At 59.4% G+C, this 19,646-nt stretch carries 20 protein-coding genes and 1 pseudogene; 9 read left to right on the top strand and 12 right to left on the bottom strand.

The genetic code is table 11. The annotated features are described in order from the left end of the window. Positions 1-6 precede the first annotated feature (6 nt). From hpaH to ABLV30_RS12785, 6 genes are all read right to left on the bottom strand, one after another. Positions 7-810: a 2-oxo-hept-4-ene-1,7-dioate hydratase gene (gene hpaH, locus ABLV30_RS12810; protein ID WP_004098303.1), complete on the bottom strand. Its 804-nt coding sequence runs from the start codon at positions 808-810 to the stop codon at positions 7-9. Positions 811-909: 99 nt separating this feature from the next. Beyond that, positions 910-1,290, bottom strand: a complete 381-nt coding sequence (locus tag ABLV30_RS12805) for a 5-carboxymethyl-2-hydroxymuconate Delta-isomerase (protein ID WP_004098305.1) — start codon at positions 1,288-1,290, stop codon at positions 910-912. 12 nt (positions 1,291-1,302) lie between these two features. Next, complete coding sequence (gene hpaD, locus ABLV30_RS12800; protein ID WP_004098307.1) at positions 1,303-2,160, bottom strand: 3,4-dihydroxyphenylacetate 2,3-dioxygenase; 858 nt, start codon at positions 2,158-2,160, stop codon at positions 1,303-1,305. A gap of 1 nt (position 2,161) precedes the next feature. Further along, complete coding sequence (gene hpaE, locus ABLV30_RS12795; protein ID WP_032719289.1) at positions 2,162-3,628, bottom strand: 5-carboxymethyl-2-hydroxymuconate semialdehyde dehydrogenase; 1,467 nt, start codon at positions 3,626-3,628, stop codon at positions 2,162-2,164. Further along, positions 3,625-4,389, bottom strand: coding sequence for a fumarylacetoacetate hydrolase family protein (locus ABLV30_RS12790; protein WP_103814869.1), 765 nt, complete (start codon positions 4,387-4,389; stop codon positions 3,625-3,627). The genes hpaE and ABLV30_RS12790 overlap by 4 nt, the downstream gene beginning before the upstream one ends. Continuing rightward, complete coding sequence (locus ABLV30_RS12785; RefSeq protein ID WP_048262622.1) at positions 4,386-5,018, bottom strand: fumarylacetoacetate hydrolase family protein; 633 nt, start codon at positions 5,016-5,018, stop codon at positions 4,386-4,388. The genes ABLV30_RS12790 and ABLV30_RS12785 overlap by 4 nt, the downstream gene beginning before the upstream one ends. A gap of 285 nt (positions 5,019-5,303) precedes the next feature. Here ABLV30_RS12785 and hpaR point away from each other — a divergent pair, with 285 nt between their 5' ends. After that, complete coding sequence (hpaR, locus tag ABLV30_RS12780) at positions 5,304-5,741, top strand: homoprotocatechuate degradation operon regulator HpaR (RefSeq protein ID WP_014227790.1); 438 nt, start codon at positions 5,304-5,306, stop codon at positions 5,739-5,741. Between the two features lie 121 nt (positions 5,742-5,862). Here the strand turns inward: hpaR and ABLV30_RS12775 are convergent, their stop codons facing one another. Together ABLV30_RS12775 and ABLV30_RS12770 are read right to left on the bottom strand one after the other, a co-directional pair. Then, positions 5,863-7,077 (bottom strand): amino acid deaminase, encoded by a 1,215-nt coding sequence (locus tag ABLV30_RS12775; protein WP_025106894.1) that lies wholly within the window; start codon positions 7,075-7,077, stop codon positions 5,863-5,865. Positions 7,078-7,174: 97 nt separating this feature from the next. Next, positions 7,175-7,301 (bottom strand): annotated as a pseudogene (locus tag ABLV30_RS12770) (hypothetical protein); the annotation flags it as partial. On the opposite strand from ABLV30_RS12770, the gene ABLV30_RS12765 reads away from it, so the two are divergent. The 5 genes from ABLV30_RS12765 (at position 7,279) to ABLV30_RS12745 (ending at position 12,167) form a co-directional block, all read left to right on the top strand. Next, the gene (locus tag ABLV30_RS12765; protein ID WP_064375508.1) at positions 7,279-8,718 is read left to right on the top strand and encodes a D-aminoacylase; all 1,440 of its coding nucleotides are present in this window, start codon (positions 7,279-7,281) and stop codon (positions 8,716-8,718) included. The pseudogene ABLV30_RS12770 and the gene ABLV30_RS12765 sit on opposite strands and share 23 nt — an antisense overlap. Before the next feature lie 10 nt (positions 8,719-8,728). After that, positions 8,729-9,121 (top strand): RidA family protein, encoded by a 393-nt coding sequence (locus ABLV30_RS12760; protein ID WP_265801745.1) that lies wholly within the window; start codon positions 8,729-8,731, stop codon positions 9,119-9,121. A 103-nt stretch (positions 9,122-9,224) separates the two neighbouring features. Then, entirely contained in the window at positions 9,225-10,709 is a 1,485-nt protein-coding gene (locus ABLV30_RS12755) for a sodium:solute symporter family protein (RefSeq protein WP_265801747.1), read from the top strand. Then, a complete protein-coding gene (locus tag ABLV30_RS12750) occupies positions 10,706-11,578 on the top strand; it encodes a 2-dehydro-3-deoxygalactonokinase (RefSeq protein ID WP_049082891.1) in 873 nt (290 codons plus the stop codon). Before ABLV30_RS12755 ends, ABLV30_RS12750 begins: the two co-directional genes overlap by 4 nt. Then, positions 11,565-12,167 carry a 2-dehydro-3-deoxy-6-phosphogalactonate aldolase gene (locus tag ABLV30_RS12745; RefSeq protein ID WP_032747798.1) on the top strand — a complete coding sequence of 201 codons (603 nt, stop codon included), beginning with the start codon at positions 11,565-11,567 and terminating at the stop codon, positions 12,165-12,167. The genes ABLV30_RS12750 and ABLV30_RS12745 overlap by 14 nt, the downstream gene beginning before the upstream one ends. On the opposite strand, the gene ABLV30_RS12740 is transcribed toward ABLV30_RS12745, so the two are convergent. Together ABLV30_RS12740 and ABLV30_RS12735 are read right to left on the bottom strand one after the other, a co-directional pair. Further along, positions 12,164-13,027: a MurR/RpiR family transcriptional regulator gene (locus tag ABLV30_RS12740; RefSeq protein ID WP_014227796.1), complete on the bottom strand. Its 864-nt coding sequence runs from the start codon at positions 13,025-13,027 to the stop codon at positions 12,164-12,166. The genes ABLV30_RS12745 and ABLV30_RS12740 overlap by 4 nt on opposite strands. A 70-nt stretch (positions 13,028-13,097) precedes the next feature. Further along, on the bottom strand, positions 13,098-13,631 hold the full coding sequence (locus ABLV30_RS12735) for a GNAT family N-acetyltransferase (RefSeq protein WP_029946908.1): 534 nt from the start codon (positions 13,629-13,631) through the stop codon (positions 13,098-13,100). 32 nt (positions 13,632-13,663) lie between these two features. Here ABLV30_RS12735 and ABLV30_RS12730 point away from each other — a divergent pair, with 32 nt between their 5' ends. After that, on the top strand, positions 13,664-14,500 hold the full coding sequence (locus ABLV30_RS12730; RefSeq protein WP_148851458.1) for a GNAT family N-acetyltransferase: 837 nt from the start codon (positions 13,664-13,666) through the stop codon (positions 14,498-14,500). Positions 14,501-14,503: 3 nt separating this feature from the next. On the opposite strand, the gene ABLV30_RS12725 is transcribed toward ABLV30_RS12730, so the two are convergent. Continuing rightward, complete coding sequence (locus tag ABLV30_RS12725) at positions 14,504-15,865, bottom strand: MFS transporter (RefSeq protein ID WP_014227799.1); 1,362 nt, start codon at positions 15,863-15,865, stop codon at positions 14,504-14,506. Between the two features lie 179 nt (positions 15,866-16,044). After that, a complete protein-coding gene (locus ABLV30_RS12720; RefSeq protein ID WP_265801750.1) occupies positions 16,045-16,959 on the bottom strand; it encodes a GntR family transcriptional regulator in 915 nt (304 codons plus the stop codon). A 139-nt stretch (positions 16,960-17,098) separates the two neighbouring features. On the opposite strand from ABLV30_RS12720, the gene ABLV30_RS12715 reads away from it, so the two are divergent. Then, positions 17,099-18,121, top strand: a complete 1,023-nt coding sequence (locus ABLV30_RS12715; RefSeq protein WP_148851457.1) for a zinc-binding alcohol dehydrogenase family protein — start codon at positions 17,099-17,101, stop codon at positions 18,119-18,121. 11 nt (positions 18,122-18,132) lie between these two features. Beyond that, the gene (locus ABLV30_RS12710; protein WP_265801753.1) at positions 18,133-19,578 is read left to right on the top strand and encodes a tagaturonate reductase; all 1,446 of its coding nucleotides are present in this window, start codon (positions 18,133-18,135) and stop codon (positions 19,576-19,578) included. Positions 19,579-19,646: the final 68 nt, after the last annotated feature.

The raw sequence follows: 19,646 nt of genomic DNA, 5'->3' as shown, positions 1-19,646 counted from the left end.
TTTCTCCTAGACAAAGCGGCAGCTAATCGCGCCCATGTTGCCGTAGTCGACGTGGAAGGTGTCGCCCTTGCGCGCCGGTACCGGACGGGTAAAGGAGCCGCCGAGAATAATCTGCCCGGCTTCCAGCTGGACGTCGTACGGCGCCAGCTTGTTCGCCAGCCAGGCCACGCCGTTGGCCGGGTGATTCAGCACCCCCGCGGCGACGCCGGTCTCTTCAATCACGCCGTTGCGATAGAGCAGGGCGGCGATCCAGCGCAGATCCAGCTCGTCGGGTTTAATCGGGCGGCCGCCGAGGATCACCCCGGCGTTGGCGGCGTTATCGGAGATGGTGTCGAAGACTTTGCGCGGGCGCTGGGTTTCCGGGTCGATGTTGTGGCAGCGGGCGTCAATCAGCTCCAGCGCCGGGATCACGTAGTCGGTGGCGTTGTAGACGTCGAACAGGGTGCAGTGGGGGCCGCGCAGCGGTTTGGCCAGCACGAAGGCCAGCTCCACTTCGATACGCGGGACGATAAAGCGGTCGGTAGGGATATCGCCGCCGTCGTGGAAAAACATATCGTCCAGCAGCGCGCCGTAGTCCGGTTCGCTGATTTGCGAACTGGCCTGCATTGCTTTTGAGGTCAGGCCGATTTTATGTCCTTTCAGCACGCGGCCTTCGGCGATTTTCATATTTACCCATTCGCGCTGTACCGCGTAGGCATCTTCGATAGTGATCGTCGGGTGATCCAGCGAAATAGCGCGGATCTGTTCACGCTGTTTTTCCGCCTGGTTTAGCCGCTGGGCGATCAGGGTATGGGTATGTTTATCGAGCATAGTTGCTTCCTGTTACGTCATTAGGTGCTGCTGTGCCGGAAATAAAAGCCGGCGTCGTTTCGCCCTCTCCCGGCGGGAGAGGGCCTGACCGGCCGCACGCTATTTAAACAAGGCGTGCACGTTGTTCTGCTTGTAGTTCAGCGTCGGGTGCAGTTCATCAATCTCAAACGACAGCGCCAGATAGCGGCTCTCCATCAGCGCGGCGAAATGGGCTTTGATCAGCGTGAACAGCATATCGCCCACGTCCTGGCGGCTCTCCAGGCTGCGTCCGGCGCCAATTTTCAGCGTCATATGCACAAAGGCGTAATCGTGCTGGCCGTCGGCCATCTGCCAGGTATCCAGCCAGATGGCGCGGCTGCGAATGCCGCCGATGGGGAAGATGCCGGTGGCCGCCAGCGCGGCGTTCACTTTGCCGAACAGGCCCGGTAAATCAGCCTGCTCGCGGATGTTGTCGGTACATTCAGCGATAAAATGCGGCATTCTGCGTGCTCCTTACGCCGTTTCCGGCAGAGGGAAGACGGCGTTGACCTGGCCTGTGCCGGAGCTGGCGAACAGCTCGGTAATAAACTCTACTTTGCCGTCGTATTTGTCCCAGCCCAGCAGGCCCAGCAGCATCACCGTGTCGTGCATATTGCCTTCGCCGAAGCAGTAGTCGGCGTACTCCGGCAGCATGGTGCAGAACTCTTTGAATTTGCCTTCGCGCCACAGCTTCACGACCCGTTCGTCCATCTGGTGATCGAACTCGCGGGTATAGCTGTTCATCCCCTCTTCGGCGCGCTGGTCGTCGATAAAACGGTGCGACAGCGAGCCGCTGGCAAAGACCGCCACGGTGCCGTCATATTTCTCGATAGCTTTAAGAATGGCTTCGCCCAGCCTGCGGCTGTCGGCAAAATCATGGACAGTACAGAACGCCGAGATAGAGACCACTTTGAAATGCTTATCGCTGTTCATATAGCGCATCGGCACCAGGGTGCCGTACTCCAGCTTCAGGCTCGGAATGTTATGCGCTTTGGCGCGGACCCCGAGTTTGACCGCTTCGTCGGCGATCAGGTGGCCGAGCGCCGGGTTACCGTCGTAGTCATAGGTCATGTCGCGAATAAAATGCGGCAGCTCGTTGCTGGTGTAGACGCCCTGGAAATGGTCGGCACAGTTGATGTGGTAGGCGCTGTTAACCAGCCAGTGGGTATCAAAAACGATGATGGTATCCACGCCCAGCTCGCGGCACCGCTTGCCGATTTCTTTATGCCCATCGATGGCTCCCTGGCGGCAGCCGTGGTTTTTACCCGGCAGTTCAGAGAGATACATCGACGGTACGTGAGTAATTTTTGCTGCTAACGCTAACTTTCCCATATCAGACTCCCCATTTTGGGATCGGATGGTCGCCCATCGAGATGCAGACGTTTTTCATTTCAGCGAACACTTCAAAACTGTATTCGCCGCCTTCGCGGCCGGTACCGGAGGCCTTCACGCCGCCGAACGGCTGACGCAGGTCGCGGACGTTCTGGGTGTTGACGAACACCATTCCGGCTTCGATGCCGCGCGCCAGGCGCAGTACCTTGCTGACGTCCTGGGTCCAGATATAAGAGGCGAGGCCGTACTCCACGTCGTTGGCCAGGCGCAGACCTTCCGCCTCGTCTTTAAACGGCAGCAGACAGGCTACCGGGCCAAAAATCTCTTCCTGCGCCACGCGCATGCGGTTATCGACGTCCGCCAGCACCGTTGGCCGCAGGAAGTTGCCGTTTCTCAGATGGGCGGGCAGATCGGCGGGCTTATCCGCGCCGCCGGCCAGCAGGGTCGCCCCTTCTTCAATGCCGAGGCGGATATAGCCGGAGACTTTCTCCCAGTGCTGCTGGCTAATCAGCGCGCCCACCTGGGTATTCGGGTCGGTGGGGTCGCCGACGCGCAGGCGGTTAGCCCGCTCGGCGAAGCGTTTAACGAACTCGGGGTAGATGCTCTGCTGAATGAAAATGCGCGAGCCGGCGGTGCAGCGTTCGCCGTTGATCGAGAAAATGGTGAATAGCGCGGCGTCGAGGGCGCGCTCAATATCGGCGTCTTCGAAAATCAGCACCGGCGATTTGCCGCCCAGCTCCATGGAGTACTTTTTCAGCCCGGCGTTTTTCATGATGTTGCGCCCGGTGGCGGTACCGCCAGTGAACGAGACCGCGCGTACGTCATGGTGGCGGACCAGCGCATCGCCCGCCGTCGCGCCGTAGCCCTGAACCACGTTCAGCACCCCCGGCGGAATACCCGCCTCCAGCGCCAGCTCGCCAAGACGGTCGGCGGTTAGCGGCGACAGTTCGGACATCTTCAGCACCGCGGTATTGCCCAGCGCGAGGCACGGCGCCACCTTCCAGGTGGCGGTCATAAACGGCACGTTCCACGGCGACACCAGCGCGCAGACGCCGACCGGCTGCACGAGGGTGTAGTTGAGCATCTTGTCGTCAACCGGGTAGGTCTTGCCGTTCATCTGCTGGCACACTTCGGCGAAGAATTCGAAGTTGTGCGAGGCGCGCGGGATCAGCACGTTTTTGGTCTGGTGGATCGGCAGGCCGGTATCGGCGGTCTCCATGGCGGCGATCTCCGGGACGTTCTGGTCGATCAGATCTCCCAGCCGGCGCATCAGACGCGCGCGCTCTTTCATCGGCAGATTGGCCCATTTCGGGAACGCCTCTTTCGCCGCCGCCACCGCCTGATTCACCTCGTCGGCGCCGCCGGAGGCGACTTCCGCCAGCACTTCGCCGGTGGCCGGATTAGTGGTGTGGAAATATTCCGCGGCGGCGACGTTTTTGCCGTTGATCCAGTGGTTAATTTTTTTCATGACAGCTTCTCCTCATATGCCTGCTGGCTAATGATGTGGTTGACCAGGCGGCCGACGCCTTCCACTTCGACGATCACTTCATCGCCCGGCACCACGTCCGACAGCCCCTTCGGCGTGCCGGTGGCGATCATGTCGCCCGGCTGCAGGGTCATAAATTCGCTGAGGTAAGCGATCAGGAACGGAATGCTGAAGATCAGATCGGCGGTGGTGCCCTGCTGGCGCAGTTCGCCATTGACCCAGGTGCACAGCGCCAGGTTGTGCGGATCGGGGATCGTCTCTTTGCTGACGATCCACGGGCCTATCGGCGTCAGGGTGTCGCGGCTTTTGACCCGCAGGTTGGGACGATAGTAGTTTTCCAGGTAGTCGCGGATGGCGTAGTCGTTGCAGACGGTGTACCCGGCTACGTACTCCATGGCGTCGGCTTCGGTGACCTTACGCGCGGTTTTGCCGATCACCACCACCAGTTCAGCCTCGTAGTGCATGTACTCGACGTTATCCGGGCGCACCGACTCCTGGCGGTGGCCGATAAAGGTGTTGGGCGCTTTGATAAATACCAGCGGCTCGGTTGGCGGCGTAAACGCCAGCTCGCTGGCGTGATCGGCGTAGTTCAGGCCCAGCGCGAACAGGGTGCCGTCGGCGGGCGGCAGCCAGCGAAACTCGCCTTCCTGAAGTAACCTGCCGTTGGCGAGCTGGACCTGACCGCGTTCATCAACCTGGACATCGTGCCGTTGCCCCTGCCACTCAATACGTGCCTGTTTCATGCTAGTTCTCCTTCAGCAACCACCGGGTTTTCCAGCGCCGGGAAGCCCTCGGCGAGAATGCGTACGCGATCGCCGGGGCGCAGCGTAACGCGGGAGTGGGGCGTACCGATCAGAATCGCATCGCCGGGATTGAGGGTGGCGAATTCGCTCAGGGCGCTCAGCAGCTCGGCGGCGGAGCGCTGGAGATCGACGGTATTCCAGCTGTCCGCCTCGCGACCGTTGATTTCGGTGATGATGGTCAGGTTATCGACGTTGCTGAGCGGCGCGAGCGCGCCAAGCGGGCAGAAGCCGTCGCGGCATTTGGCTTTGATGGCCGGACGATAGAAGCTCTCTTCCGGCAGGCTGACGTCGTTCGCCAGCGCGTACCCGGCAATATAAGCCGCAGCGTCTTCCGCGGCGATTTTGCGTGCGGTTTTACCGACGATTAGCGCCACGGTGGCGCCGCTCTGCACGGTTTCGCCTTGCGGATAGGGAATGCTCTCGCCGTCGCCGATAACGGTGTTGCGCGGTTTGATAAACCAGACCGCGGTCTTCGGCGGGGTTTTATACGGGGCCTGCTGGAACGCTTCGCGCCAGGCGTCGAGCTGGCTGCGGTGGTTAAGCGCCACGGCGAAGATGGTACCTTTCATTGACCACTCCTCTGCTACGGAATTAGGAAGTTAGTTAATTCATTAATATGTTAATGATCATCTTTTATGCTTTGCGGAAAGGTTTGGCAAACAGAAGTGAATGTTTTGTGATCGGATTAACAATAAATTTACAGTTATATTTTTTATTTGTTGTTAATCAATTAGATAATTAATTTTCTTGTACCTTCTGGTACTTTTCAGAGGCAGAAACCGGTTGCCTTCAGAAGGAATTAGCGCTAATTATTAACTTATTAACAGATTGGGGATTTATTTCAGAGGTATGTGATGCATGATTCGTTAACTATCGCGCTGCTGCAGGCGCGGGAAGCGGCGATGGCCCACTTTCGGCCCATCGTTAAACGCCACAATCTGACCGAGCAGCAGTGGCGTATCGTGCGCATCCTCGCCGAAAATCCGTCGATGGATTTTCACGATCTGGCCTTTCGCGCCTGTATTTTACGTCCGAGCCTGACCGGTATTCTGACCCGCATGGAGCGCGACGGCCTGGTGCTGCGTTTAAAACCGGTTAACGATCAGCGCAAGCTGTACGTTTCGCTGACGCCTGCGGGCCTGAAGCTGTATGAAAGCGCCCAGGCCCAGGTCGAAGAAGCCTATCGCCAGATAGAAGCCCAATTTACCGTCGAAAAAATGCGTCAGCTTACCGCGCTGCTGGAGGAGTTTATCGCCCTGGGGAATGGGGTGGGTGGAGAGGAAGAAGCGTAATTTTCCTTCCGTGAAGCTAGAAATATTCCCCCGGTCGCGCTGTGCTTACCGGGGCTACGGGCCGGTGCCATCCCGTAGCCCGGATAAGGCGCCAGCCGCCATCCGGGGAATTCCCCGCCGCTCAGAACAGGGTATCGAGCTCTTCCAGCACGTTATACTGCTCGTCCACCAGCAGTAGGGTTTTCCATTTATCAAACGTCAGGCACGGATGCGAGGTGCCGAACACCAGAATATCGCCGACCTGCACGTCGCTGCCTGGCGCGAGGCGCAGCATACAGTGCTGATCCATGATCCCCACGCTCTCGATCCCCGCCGCAGACAGCTGCGCGCCGTTGCGATAGCGAGCGATCGGCTGCGGCAGTCCGGCGTCGAAGGCGCAGTCGCGCTTGCCGAAGTTGACCACCGCGCGATCCGCTTCCGGCACCGACTGGACCATCGCCATCAGCTCCAGCGCCGAGGTTAAATCACCGCCCAGATCGCAGGCGATCGGATCGCGCGCCACCAGCGCTTTCTGCGCGATATCGTAGATCCCCCGATCGTGGGTGATATAGCAGCCGGGACGGATAACGATCCGGCAGCGCGCCGGTTTCTTCGCCGCCAGCCAGATATTGCACACCACGTCATACCAGACGGTACCGGCGCCGGTCAGCACAAACTCCCCCTCAACCAGATGTTCCATCCGGCAGGCCAAATCGGCGGCCTGGCGCAGCAGAGCCTCCACCTGCGGCTGCGGATCGTCGCCGTGCAACACCCCTTCATACAGCTCAAGTCCGCGCAGCTTAAGGCCCGGAAGGTCCGCGACGGCCTCCGCCAGAGCCTGTGCATCCTCAACGCTGCGGCAGCCGCAGCGCCCGCCGGCCACGCCCAGCTCAATCAGCACGTCCAGCGTTTGCCGCCGTTCGCTGAAAAAGGCCGACAGCGCGCGGGCGTTGGCGAGGCTATCGATGCAGCAGATAAACTCCGCCGCCCGGTAATGCGCCTTCAGGCGCGATACCGCCTGCATATTCGCCCTGCCGACCAGCTGATTGACCATCAGGACGCGCTCAACGCCGCTGGCCATCGCCGCGCTGGCCTGCCAGGCGCTGCCCACGCCGATTCCCCATGCGCCCGCCCGCTGCTGGGCCTGAAAAATCCACGGCGTCATCGTTGTTTTACCGTGCGGCGCCAGCGAGACGCCGCGCGCGTCGGCGTAGCGCTGCATCCAGGCGATGTTATTTTCCAGCGCCGTTTTTTTCAGCAGCGCGGCGGGGAGGCAGACCTCCTCCGCCAGCAGATTTGCCGGAGCGGCCATCACGGCGGCTTTGTGCGGAATAAGCGTATCGGAGTGGTATTTCATAACACTATCCTTTTAGGGTTTATGCTCGGAATAAAGCTGAGTATCAATTTTAATTAATTGAAAAATATAAATTTAATATGTGATTTTTATTGTTTGTGAATAAAAGTATCACAATTTGATCTGGTTTTTGCGTAGTTTTCCACTGTTTTTCCGCCTTGTAAATGGTTAACTTGTCGACAGAGTTGAAAGGGAGTCATTGCGATGAAAGTTAACTGGCTTTTCAAAAACGTCACGGTCATTGACGGCAGCGGCGGACCGCAGTTTCGCGGCGACGTGGCGGTGAAGGGCGATCGGATTGTAGATATGGCCCCGGCGCTGAACCTGCCGGCGGAGCAGGTGATTGACGGGCAGGGGCGCGTGCTGGCGCCCGGGTTTATCGATGTGCATACCCATGACGACATCAACGTCATTCGTATGCCGGCCTATTTGCCCAAGCTGAGTCAGGGGGTGACGACGGTGATTGTCGGCAACTGCGGGATCAGCGCGGCGACGGCGACCCTGCGCGACGGCGTGCCTGACCCGATGAACCTGCTGGGCGAGCAGGAGCATTTTGTTTACCCCACCGTTGATGCTTACGCCCAGGCGGTGGAGGCGGCGAAGCCGTCATTGAACGTCGGCACGCTGATTGGCCATACCGCGCTGCGCAATAACCATATGGACGATCTGTTCCGTCCGGCGACGGACACCGAGATCGCCGGAATGCGGGTGCAGCTGCGCGACGCGCTGCGCCAGGGGGCACTGGGTCTGAGCAGCGGGCTGGCCTACGCCAGCGCGTTTCAGTCCACCACCGAAGAGGTGATGGCGCTGGCCGAGGAGCTGGCGGCGGAGGGGGGAATTTATACCACCCACCTGCGTTCTGAGTTCGAGCCGATTCTGGAGGCGCTCGACGAGGCGTTCCGCATTGGCCGCCACGGCAACGTGCCGGTGGTGGTCTCGCATCATAAGTGCGCCGGCGCGAAAAACTGGGGCCGCACCCGCGAGACGCTGGCCTTCTTCGATGAGATGCGCCAGCGCCAGGAGATCGCCTGCGACTGCTATCCCTACTCCGCCAGCTCATCGACGCTGGATATGAAGCAGGTGACCGATGAGTTCGAGATCGTCATCACCTGGTCGGAAGCGCAGCCCGAGCAGGCCGGGAAAACCCTGCGGCAGATTGCCGACGGCTGGCAGGTTAGCCTGCACGAGGCGGCGGCGCGGCTGATGCCCGCAGGCGCCATCTACTACAACATGGACGAGCAGGACGTACGGCGGGTGCTGCGTTACCCGGTGACCATGATCGGCTCCGACGGTCTGCCGAACGACCCGATGCCGCATCCGCGGCTGTGGGGCGCGTTCCCGCGGGTCCTGGGCCACTACAGCCGCGATGAACGGCTGTTTCCGCTGACCACCGCTATCCACAAAATGACCGGGCTGTCGGCGGCGCGTTTCCAGCTGGCGGATCGTGGGTTGGTGAAAGTGGGCTACTTTGCCGATCTGGTGCTGTTCGATCCGCAGACGGTGCGCGATGTCGCCAGCTTCTCCGACCCGAAACAACCGGCGGAGGGGATCGAGGCGGTGATGGTCAACGGCGTGATGAGCTACGGCAGCGACAAAAAGATTATCGGGCGCGCGGGGCGTTTCCTGCGCCGCCAAATGAACTAAGGAGTGCAAAATGAGTATTAAACGTTATGGCGTAGAAGGCGGTACCGGCACCGGCGGGCAGCATCTGCCGTTCGCGCGCGCGGTGGAGGCGGGGGGCTGGCTGTACGTTTCCGGCCAGACGCCGATGAAGGACGGTGAAGTGGTGGAAGGCGGGATTGTCGACCAGGCGCGTCTGGCGATTCAGAACTGCGTGGATATCATGACCGAAGCGGGCTACACCCTGGCCGACGTGGTGCACGTCAAGGTGATCCTCACCGATGCGCGCTATTTCCAGTCTTTCAATAAAGTGTTCCGCGAGTTCTTTGGCGACAACCCGCCCGCCCGTATCTGCTGCGTCGCAGACCTGGTGGTGGATTGTAAAGTCGAAGTAGATGTGACCTGTTATAACGCGGCTAGCGTATAAAAATTTATTAACCAGAAATATAAACAGGATTTTTGAGCGCTGAATTCATTCAGCGCTTCGTAGCCTTTTACCTTTTACATACTCAACTGGCAGGATGTGAATAATGAATAGTCATATCTTTTTAGTCGGCTTTATTATTTACGCGTTGGCCATGATTTGGCTTGGCTGGTACGTGTCGCGTAATCAAAAAAGCGGTGAAGATTTTTTACTCGGCGGCCGTTCCTTACCGCTGTTCCTGACGCTGGGCTCCACCGTGGCGACCATGGTGGGGACCGGTTCAAGCATGGGCGCCGTAGGCTTCGGCTACAGCAACGGCTGGGCCGGAATGCTCTACGGCGTGGGCGGAGCCATCGGTATTTTGCTGGTGGCCTGGCTGTTTGCCCCGGTGCGTAAACTGCGCTTTATGACCATGAGCGAAGAGCTCTCTTATTATACGGGCGGCAGCCATTTAATTAAAAATATCGTTGGCATAATGATATTTGTTGCCTCGATTGGCTGGCTGGGGGCGCATATTCTTGGCGGCAGCATGTATTTATCCTGGGCGACGGGGATAAATCTGACGGTGGCCAAAATTATTATTGCCCTGGCCTTTGCGATTTACGTCATCATCGGCGGTTATTCTGCGGTGGTATGGACGGATACCATTCAGGCATTAATTCTCTTTTTCGGCTTTATCCTGATGGCGATTCTGGCGGTGGTTCACGTCGGCGGATGGGATGCCATCGTACAGGCGATGGATCCCAGGGCGATGAGCCTGTTTGCGGTCGATAAGCTGGGGGCCATTCCGGCGCTATCGCTGGCGATGGTCATCGGCGTCGGCGTGCTGGCGACCCCTTCCTATCGCCAGCGTATTTACTCGGGGAAAGATGTCTCTTCGGTGCGCCGCTCGTTTGTCTATACCGGCGTGCTGTATCTGTTTTTCTCGGTGCTGCCGGCGATTATCGGCATGGCGGCATGGACAATGAACCCCCATCTTGAGAACAGCAACTACGCCTTCCTGTTCGCCACCAGCTTCCTGCCGGCGATACTGGGTCTGGTGGTGCTGATTGCCGGGCTTTCCGCCACCATGTCTTCGGCCAGCTCCGATGCGATAGCCGCCGTGGCCATCATGATGCGCGATGTCTACACCCTCGTTACCGGAAAAATGCCGCCGGCGCATAAGGCGATAACGCTCTCCCGCTGGATGCTGGCGTTCGTTATCGGCCTGGCGATGATCTTCGCCCTGACCTCGAACGATATCATCAGCTATATCACCAAAATGATCTCCATGCTGATGTCCGGGCTGTTCGTCTGTTCAATTCTGGGCCGCTTCTGGCTGCGCTTTAACTGGCAGGGTGCGCTCACCGCGCTGCTGAGCGGCATGCTGGTGTCGATTGTAGTTCTGATGAAAGCCGACTGGCTGGTTTACTGGGGCAACCCGTGCATACCGTCGGTCGTCGGCAGCTTCGTTTCCGCCATTTTTGTCACCGTCATGACGCCAGCCAGCAAAATCAGCCGTCAGCAGGCGCTGGAAATGATTACGCAAGAGCGGGAAGGGCAGGCGATTCCGGCGAAGACGGCGGTGCAGGCCTCGGGAGAAGCACCATGAAGGACTATATTGCCGTCGACTGGGGCTCTACTCAGCTGCGCGGCTGGCTGATTCGCAACGGCCAGTGCGTCGGGACGAAGCAGCTGCCGCTGGGCATCACCCGCCTGAACGGACGATCGCCCGCCGACGTATTCGCGGAGCATGTGGCCCCCTGGCGCGGCGCCGAAATGCTGCCGGTGCTGATGGCCGGGATGATCGGCAGCGATGCGGGCTGGCAAGCGGTGCCGTATATGGCCTGCCCGGCGGCGATCGACGCGCCGGGGCAGCAGCGATGCGCCGTGGCTGAAGGCGTGTGGATTATTCCCGGGCTCAAGATTGCCCAGGGCGGGGAGTTCAACGTGATGCGCGGCGAAGAGACGCAGCTGCTGGGGGCTATGGAGCTGGCGCCGGCGGAGTGCTACGTGCTGCCGGGCACCCACTGCAAATGGGTACAGGTGACGGACGGCATGGTGCGTCATTTTACCACGGCGATGACCGGCGAACTGCACCATCTGCTGATGACGCAATCGCTTATCGGCAAAGGGCTGCCGGCCCAGCAGGCGGACGAGGCGGCGTTTGAACAGGGGCTGGAAAAAGGGCTGGCGCAGCCGTCGCTGATTAGCGAACTGTTTGTTGCCAGAGCTGCCCGGGTACTCGGGGCGCTGGCGGCAACCTCGGTCAGCGACTATCTCTCCGGGCTGCTGATTGGCGCGGAGGTGGCGACCCTCGGGCAGCGTTACCGTACCTCCGGCGTCACGCTGGTTGGCGACCCGGCGCTGAATGCCCGCTACAGCCGGGCGATGAGGGCGCGCGGAATGACGGTTAACAGTTGCAGCGGCGATGAGGCGCTGCTGGGCGGCATGGCGAGGATAATGCATGGACAAGATTAAACTGGTAGCGATTTTACGCGGTATTCGCCCCGCTGAGGCGGCGGAGCATATTGAGACGCTGATAAAGGCGGGATTTCGCTATATCGAAATTCCGCTTAACTCACCGGACTGGCAGCAGAGCATTCCGCAGATGGCCGCGCGCTTTGGCGAGCAGGCGGTGATTGGCGCGGGAACGGTGCTTAAGGTGGAGCAGGTCGATTTTCTGGCCGATGCCGGGGCGAAGCTTATCGTGACGCCGAATACTCAGCCGGCGACCATCCGCCGGGCGGTGGCGCGCGGAATGCGGGTCTGCGCAGGATGCGCTACCGCGACCGAGGCGTTCAGCGCGCTGGACGCCGGGGCGCAGTGGCTGAAGATTTTCCCGTCTTCCACCTTCGGCCCGGACTATATTCGGGCGCTGAAAGCGGTGCTGCCGCCGGAGGTGCCGGTGCTGGCGGTCGGCGGCGTGACGCCGGAGAATCTGGCGAGCTGGGTCGAGGCGGGATGCGCCGGCGCCGGTCTGGGAAGCGATCTGTATCGCGCCGGGCAGGCCGTGGAGCGTACCCGTCAGCAGGCGGAGAGGTTTATCGCCGCCGCCCGCAGCGGTTAATCGCCCAGCGGCTGCCTGTCGACGCCTCCGCGATGGCTGTCGAGCGCCAGCTTAATCCGGCGCAGCCTGCCCTTTGCCTGGGTTTTGTTGGCCATCGCCAGTTCGGTGGCCAGCACGTCAACCATCGCCAGCATCGCATAGCGTGAAGTGCTGGGCTTGAAGATATAGTCGTTTTCGCGCACCAGCAGCGGCAGCACCAGATCCGCCTGCTCCGCCAGCGGCGTTCCGGCGGGGGTGATGGCAATGACCTTTGCGCCGTACTGCCTGGCAATCGCCGCGCTTTCAATGATTTCCTGGGTATAGCCGCCTAAGGACAGCACGATAACCACATCCTTTGGCGTGACCGCCGAGCTCATCATGCGCACCAGCAGACCGTCGTTCTGACTGACCACCGGCAGGCCGAGGCGAAACAGACGGTACTGGATCTCCTGAGCGCAGATGGTGGAGCCGCCGCCCATCCCGAGGGCCAGGATCTGCCGCGCGTCGCTCAGCCAGCTCACCGCGCGCTTCAGCGCTTCAATGTCCAGCGCCCGGCGGTTGGTTTCCAGCACGCCGATGATCGACTCGTAGATCCCCTGCACGCCCTCAAGGTCCGGAACATCGAGGATAAATCGCTGCCCGACCGCCAGGGATTGCGCGAGCTTCATCTTCAGCTCGCGGACGTCTTTGCAGCCGAGCGCCCGGGCAAAGCGGGTGACCGAGGCCTGGCTGGTGTGGGTCAGGCGCGCCATCTCCGCGATGGGCAGCTCCGCCGCCGCCGCGACATCATCGAGAATAAACTGCGCGATGCGTTTTTCGGTCGCCGTGAGTTCCACAAAGCGATCGGTAATGCAGGAAATGATATCGATTGACCAGGACATACGGGTATCAACGGGTAAGTTTTGAATGGTACTTTGTACCATATTCTGCCGCTGAAATCAGCGCCGGAGGCTACAGCGCTAAGCGCATGGCGCAGCGCGTTTCCGGCGGCAGGCCGTGTTCCGTTTCCAGCTCCCTTTTCGCCGCCAGCCCTGCCGGTAGCCTTAGCTCGCTTAACATTGAAAACCCCAGGCGCGTGTAAAACGGCGCGTTCCACGGCACGTCGCGGAAGGTGGTGAGCGTGACCGCCGGATACGCCGCCTGGCGGGCTGTCTCTATAACCTGCTCCAGCATCATGCGGCCAACGCCTCGTCCCTGCCACGCCTGATGAACGGCGATCTCCACGATAAACAGCGCATCGTCCAGCGGTTCGCTCAGCAGGAAGCCTATCGGTTGGTCATCGGCCACGGCCAGCAGGCTATGGTCAGTTTCAAGAAACAGCCGGTGGCGCTCGGGGCTTATCACTTCGCTTTCCGCCAGCCAGGCCAGCGCCGGGATCTGGCGAAAAGCCTGGGCCGCCGAGCGCTCAATGGCGGGCAGAAGAGGGATGTCTCTCTCCTCAGTCAGGCGTAACGTCGCGGCGGCGGTTATAGTGTTAGTTTTCATCACCTCAGCATAGCAGCCTCCGGGAGAAATGTATGGAGCTTACCGCCGTTTCCGCCACCCAGTTCAGCGTCGCGCAGCTGACGACGATCCTTTGCGACTGTTTCGAAGATTACCTGGTTCCCGTCACGCTATCGGTAGAGGTTTTTGTCCAGCGTTTTAGCGCTGAAGGGCTGAGCCTGCTGGATTCCTGCGTCTGGCTGGATGGAGATGTCCCCGCGGCGATGGCGGTCGTCGCCCGCCGCGGCGATGAAGCCAGGCTGGCGGCGTTCGCGGTGCGGCCTGCGTATCGCGGAAAGGGCGTTGGCCGCCGGCTGATGTCGCCGCTTATCGACGCGCTGCGCGAGCAGGGCGTACGGCGGATGTGGCTGGAGGTTATCCGCGACAACCACGCCGCGGTGGCGCTGTATCAATCGCTGGGCTTCGAGGTGCGGCACGGGCTGTGCGGCTATCTGAGCGTGCAGGCCGCGAGCGAGGAGTCATCCGTATTGCAGGAGTATGACGTGCTGGCGCTGACGCGCAGGGCCGGCGCCGAGATTAACGGCCAGCTGCCGTGGCTGATGGACCCGCTCACCTTCAGCACCCTGCCGTGCCGGGCGCTGAGCCTACATCAACAGGCTTTCGCCGTGCTGGCGACCTTAACCAGCAGGCCGCAGCTGCAGTTTTTATGGGTCGATCCCGCCGCCCGCGGGCGCGGGCTGGGACGGGAAATGCTGATGGCGCTCGCCAAACGCTTTCCGGGGCTCGGGACCTCGGTGACCATCCCGGAGCGCTTTACGCCGCTGTTTCACGCCGCCGGCTATACGCCCATGGCATTAAAACAGTATGAAATGAGCGCAACGTTGAGCGCCCCGCCGCCAGCAGGGCGTTGAGATTCAGCCGTTACGCGGGTCGCTAATCGGCTGACGAACCAGGAAAATATAGGCCAGCGCGCCGAGGGCGGTCACGCAGCCGCAGATAATCAGCGCCAGCTGGAATGAGTGGGTGGTATCGACGATAAACCCGGTCACCACCGGCGCGAAGGAGGCGCAGATAAAGCTGGCGAAGTTCTGGATGCTGCCGACGGACGCGGTCATTCTCGAGGCCACCGCGACGTGAATCAACCCCCAGCAGGAGGTGCCGGCAAAGTGGATGCAGAACAGCGCCATACCGATTAACAGCACCGCAGCGATAGAGGTAGTGGCCTGCGGCACAATTAACGTAAACGCGGCGGAGCAGAACATCCCGGCAATAATGCAAATTTTACGGCTTTTGATCGGCGCCATGCCGCCTTTAACCAGCCAGTCGGTGACGTAGCCGTTGATAAGCATCCCGGCGGCGCCGAACAGGAAAGGAATGGCGGCCATAAAACCGGTACTTTTCAGATCGAGGCTATACGCCGTTTGCAGGTAGCCCGGCAGCCACGCCAGATACAGCCACGCGGTATAGTTGATGCCGCTGAAGCCCAGCATCATTCCCCACATGGTTTTGTTTTTAAACAGGCTGCGCCATTCGGCAAAGCTCAGCGGGTCGCGGCGAACGTTGACGCTTCCGGCGTTAAGGTAGGCCTGCTCGTCGGCGGTGAGAGAGATATCTTCCCGGTTGCGATAGAGCATATACCAGCCGATAGCGACGAAGATCCCCAGCACGCCGATGGTGATAAACATCCCGCGCCAGCCCATCATCAGCATCATGGCGGCAAGGATCGGCGGGCTGATCGCGACGCCAATCGTCGAGGCGGCGTTAAAGAAGCCCATCGGGCGGCCGCGCTCTTTGATATTAAACCAGTCGTTGATCACCTTGACGCCGCAGGGGTTCATCGGCGCTTCGCCGATCCCCATGCCGATACGCACCAGCACGAACTGGGTAAAGCTGTGCACCATCCCCGAGACCGCCTGAAACAGCGACCAGAAAAACATCCCCAGCCCCAGCATGATGCGCGGACCTTTACGGTCCAGCAGCGGCCCGCAGGGAAGCTGGGCGATGCCGTAGGCCAGCGAGAAAACGGACAGCAGCGCCCCGATTTCGGTGGCGCTGAGCCCCAGATCCTCGCGAATCGTTAAGTTCGCGACGGACAATGAACTTCTGTCGAGGTAATTAATCACCGCCGCCAGAAATAACAGGATCATTGCCGTTGTCTGAATTTTTTTAATGCGAGTACTACGCGTTAACGTATTATCTAACGGAACAGTCATCGTCTCCGCCTTTCCTTTATCAAAGGTTGTCTGCGGGTCGATAGTGATATTTCGTGATTCCACGCCTGACTCCTGGTTATTCTATTTGAACGACAAGTGACATCGAATGGTTTAAACCCCACCCACCTATTTCACAGTAAAGTAAGTCGACTTGTTTTCAGCATAAATAACCTTTTTTCTGGCGCTGGTTTATGTTTTGAGATCTGTGCTGCTGATTATCATTTTCTGTTTTTAATCGGTACTTAATAAGCCCGGGATTCGCTCTGCCTGAGCGAGTTAATCATTGATTGCTTCGCCGAGTTCAGGTGGTTACGCAGCGCCAGGTTGGCGTCCAGATCGCTGCGGCAGATAAGCGCGCTCAGGATAGTCATATGTTCATCAATGGCGATGATATTGCGCTGTTTAAGGTCGCTCTCATCCCACTGATAGTGAAAGTGAAAAATTACGGAAATAATCTCAAGTGATTGATTAAAAAATATATTCTCAGCCGCGGACAGGAGCAGAGAATGAAAGTCGCGATCGAGCTGGGAAAACATACGAAAGCTGTCGCCGATGCTGTCACGCAGGGCGCGATGGCGCTCAAGCAGGGTTTTCGCCTGCAGCCAGCGGGCGTCGTTGTCCGGGAGGTTGAGGAAGTGCTGTAGCGCGTGGGTTTCCAGCATTTCCCGCAGTTCGAACAGCTGCTCGGCCCAGGATTGCTCAAACTTCTTCATATTCCACTGGCCGCGCTTTTCACTTTCAATCAGGTTGTAGCGGCTGAATTTCAACAAAAACTCCCTGACCACGACCGGGCTGACGCCGGCAGCACGCGCCAGCTGTAGCTCGGAAAATATCTCTCCGGCGCGCAGCTGGCGCTGGTTAATCATGGTGTAAAACGCCTGCTCGAAGAGACGGTTCTGTTCGGCCAGCGAGGCGCTGGAGCCATCGAAGCCGTCCTGCATCTCCGGCTGGCGAAGGATCTGGTAGTCCTGACCGCTCTGGCGCAGCACGCCGCGCTCGCACAGGTGGCTGAGGATATGGCGCACGGTGGTGCGGCTGATGTTGTACATCTCCGCCAGCGCGCTTTGTGAGGGCAGCGGCGACGGAAGAAAGCCGCGCGCCATATCGTTTATGACCTGGTTAATGACGTTGTGACGAAGGTTTTGCGAGCGGCTCATTATGCATCTCCATTTTTTTAGCTATTAAAACCGGATTTAAAACAGTTTTGTGCGCGAGATTTCACAATTTTTGCAATGAATTTATTCTCACCTCTGTTTTTCATCGATATCTAAACCAACAAATACGGAGGAAATTATTATGACGTCGATGAATACATTAGTGTGTCAGGAACCCAAAATATTGCGCTGGGAAAAACGCCAGATTCCCATTCCCGGCGATGATGAAGTGCTTATTAAAATAAAAACGGTGGGGATTTGTGGTACGGATATTCATGCCTGGGGAGGGAATCAACCTTTTTTTAGCTATCCGCGCGTGCTCGGTCATGAAATATGCGGTGAGATTATCGGTCTGGGTAAAAATATTCTTAATCTGAAAAGCGGACAGCAGGTTGCCGTTATACCCTACGTCGCCTGCGGTCAGTGTCCGGCCTGCCTGAGCGGCCGGACAAACTGCTGCGAGAAAATTTCCGTGATCGGCGTACATCGGGACGGCGGGTTTAGCGAGTACCTCTGCGTGCCGGTAAAAAATCTGCTGGTGGTAGATGACGTCGAGCCGGAAGCCGCGGCGCTGATTGAGCCTTTTGCTATCAGCGCCCACGCGGTGCGTCGCGCCGCTATCCAGCCGGGAGAGCAGGTGCTGGTGGTCGGCGCGGGCCCCATTGGTCTCGGGGCGGCGGCGATCGCCAAAGCCGACGGGGCGCAGGTGGTGGTGGCGGATACCAGCCCGGCGCGGCGCGACCACGTGGCGCAGCACCTTGGTCTGGCCACGCTCGACCCTTCCGACCCGCAGTTCACCGAAAAGCTGTGTGCCACGTTTGGTGGTTCGCTGGCGCAGAAGGTGATCGACGCCACGGGGAATCAGCAGGCGATGAACAATACGGTGAATTTAATCCGCCACGGCGGCAGCATCATCTTTGTTGGCCTGTTTAAAGGTGAGCTGCAGATCCCGGACCCGGAGTTTCATAAGAAAGAGACGACCATGATGGGCAGCCGTAATGCGACGGAAGAGGATTTTGCCAAAGTCGGGCGGCTGATGGCCGAGGGGAAAGTGACCGCCGGGATGATGCTTACTCACCGCTACGATTTCAGGTCGCTGGCCGAGATTTACGAAAACGACGTGATTAACAATCGCCAGCTTATCAAAGGCGTCATTCATTTTTAGCAGGAAAGGCTATGAAATCGTTAAACAGAAAAGATTTTCCCGGGCCGCGGTACCCGACGCGCGTGATTCAGTTCGGCGAAGGCAACTTCCTGCGGGCGTTTATCGACTGGCAGCTGGACCTGCTGAATGAGCAAACCGATCTGGCGGCAGGCGTGACCATCATTCGCCCGATCAACACCGAGTTTCCGCCGTCGCTTAATATCCAGGACGGACTCTACACCACGGCGATCCGCGGGCTGGACGAACGCGGCGAGGCGGTGAGCGAGTCGCGGATTATTCGATCGGTGAATAACGAGATCAACCCGTGGCAGGATTTTGCCGGCTATCTGGCGCTGGCTCGTAATCCGGCGATCGCGTTCGTATTTTCAAATACCACCGAAGCGGGCATCAGCTATCACGCCGGAGACCGGCCTGACGATAAGCCGCCGGTCAGCTTTCCGGCGAAGCTGACCCAGCTGCTGTTCGAACGGTTCCGCCATTTCAACGGCGCAGCGGATAAGGGATGGACGATGATTCCGTGTGAGCTGATCGACTACAACGGCGAAGCGCTGAAGGCGCTGGTGCTGCGCTATGCCGAAGAGTGGCAATTGCCCGCGGCTTTTCGCGACTGGGTTGAGACCGCCAATACGTTTTGTTCAACGCTGGTTGATCGCATCGTCACCGGCTACCCGCGCGAGGAAGCGGAAAAGCTCGAAGCGGAGCTGGGCTACCATGATGCTTTCCTGGATACCGCCGAATACTTCTGGCTGTTCGTTATCCAGGGGCCGCAGGCGCTGGCGAAGACGCTGCGGCTCGAACGTTACCCGCTCAATATCCGTCTCGTAGAGGATATCCGGCCCTATAAAGAGCGCAAAGTCGCCATTCTTAACGGCGCGCACACCGCGCTGGTGCCGGTGGCGTGGCTGTGCGGCGTCGATACCGTTGGCGAAGCGATGCAGGACGAAGCCATTCGCCATTATGTGCAGCAAACTATCGACGAGGAGATTATTCCGGCGCTGGATTTACCGGCCGATGAGCTGAGGCAGTTTGCCGATGCCGTGACCGGGCGCTTTCTTAATCCCTGGATTCGCCATCAGCTGCTCTCTATCGCCCTGAACGGCATGACCAAATTTCGCACCCGGATCCTGCCGCAGCTGCTGACGCATATCCGCCAGCGCGGCGTAATCCCGCCGCGGCTAACGTTCGCCCTGGCGGCGCTCATCGCCTTCTATCGCGGGCAGCGCGACGGGCAGGCGTATCCGCTGCAGGACGATGACGTCTGGCTAAGCCGTTTTGCCGCTGGATGGGCGCAGGTGGCGCAAGGCCGCCCGCTGCATGAACTGGTCACCGAAGTCCTGCAGGATACCGGGCACTGGGGTGAAGATCTGACGGCAATACCGGGGCTTGCCGAACAGGTCACGCGGTATCTGGAAGTCATTTTGAGCGCGGGGATGCGGGAGGCCCTGTCGCGGCTGTAATCGGTTTGTTGTGCGGCGCCCGCGGATTTGGGCGTCGTTTTTTTTGTGCTCTGAACCGCAAATAATGA

The sequence above is a fragment of the Klebsiella sp. CN_Kp113 genome, from assembly GCF_040064585.1.
GTDB lineage: Bacteria > Pseudomonadota > Gammaproteobacteria > Enterobacterales > Enterobacteriaceae > Klebsiella > Klebsiella michiganensis.
This window is presented reverse-complemented; position numbering and strand designations above follow the sequence as displayed.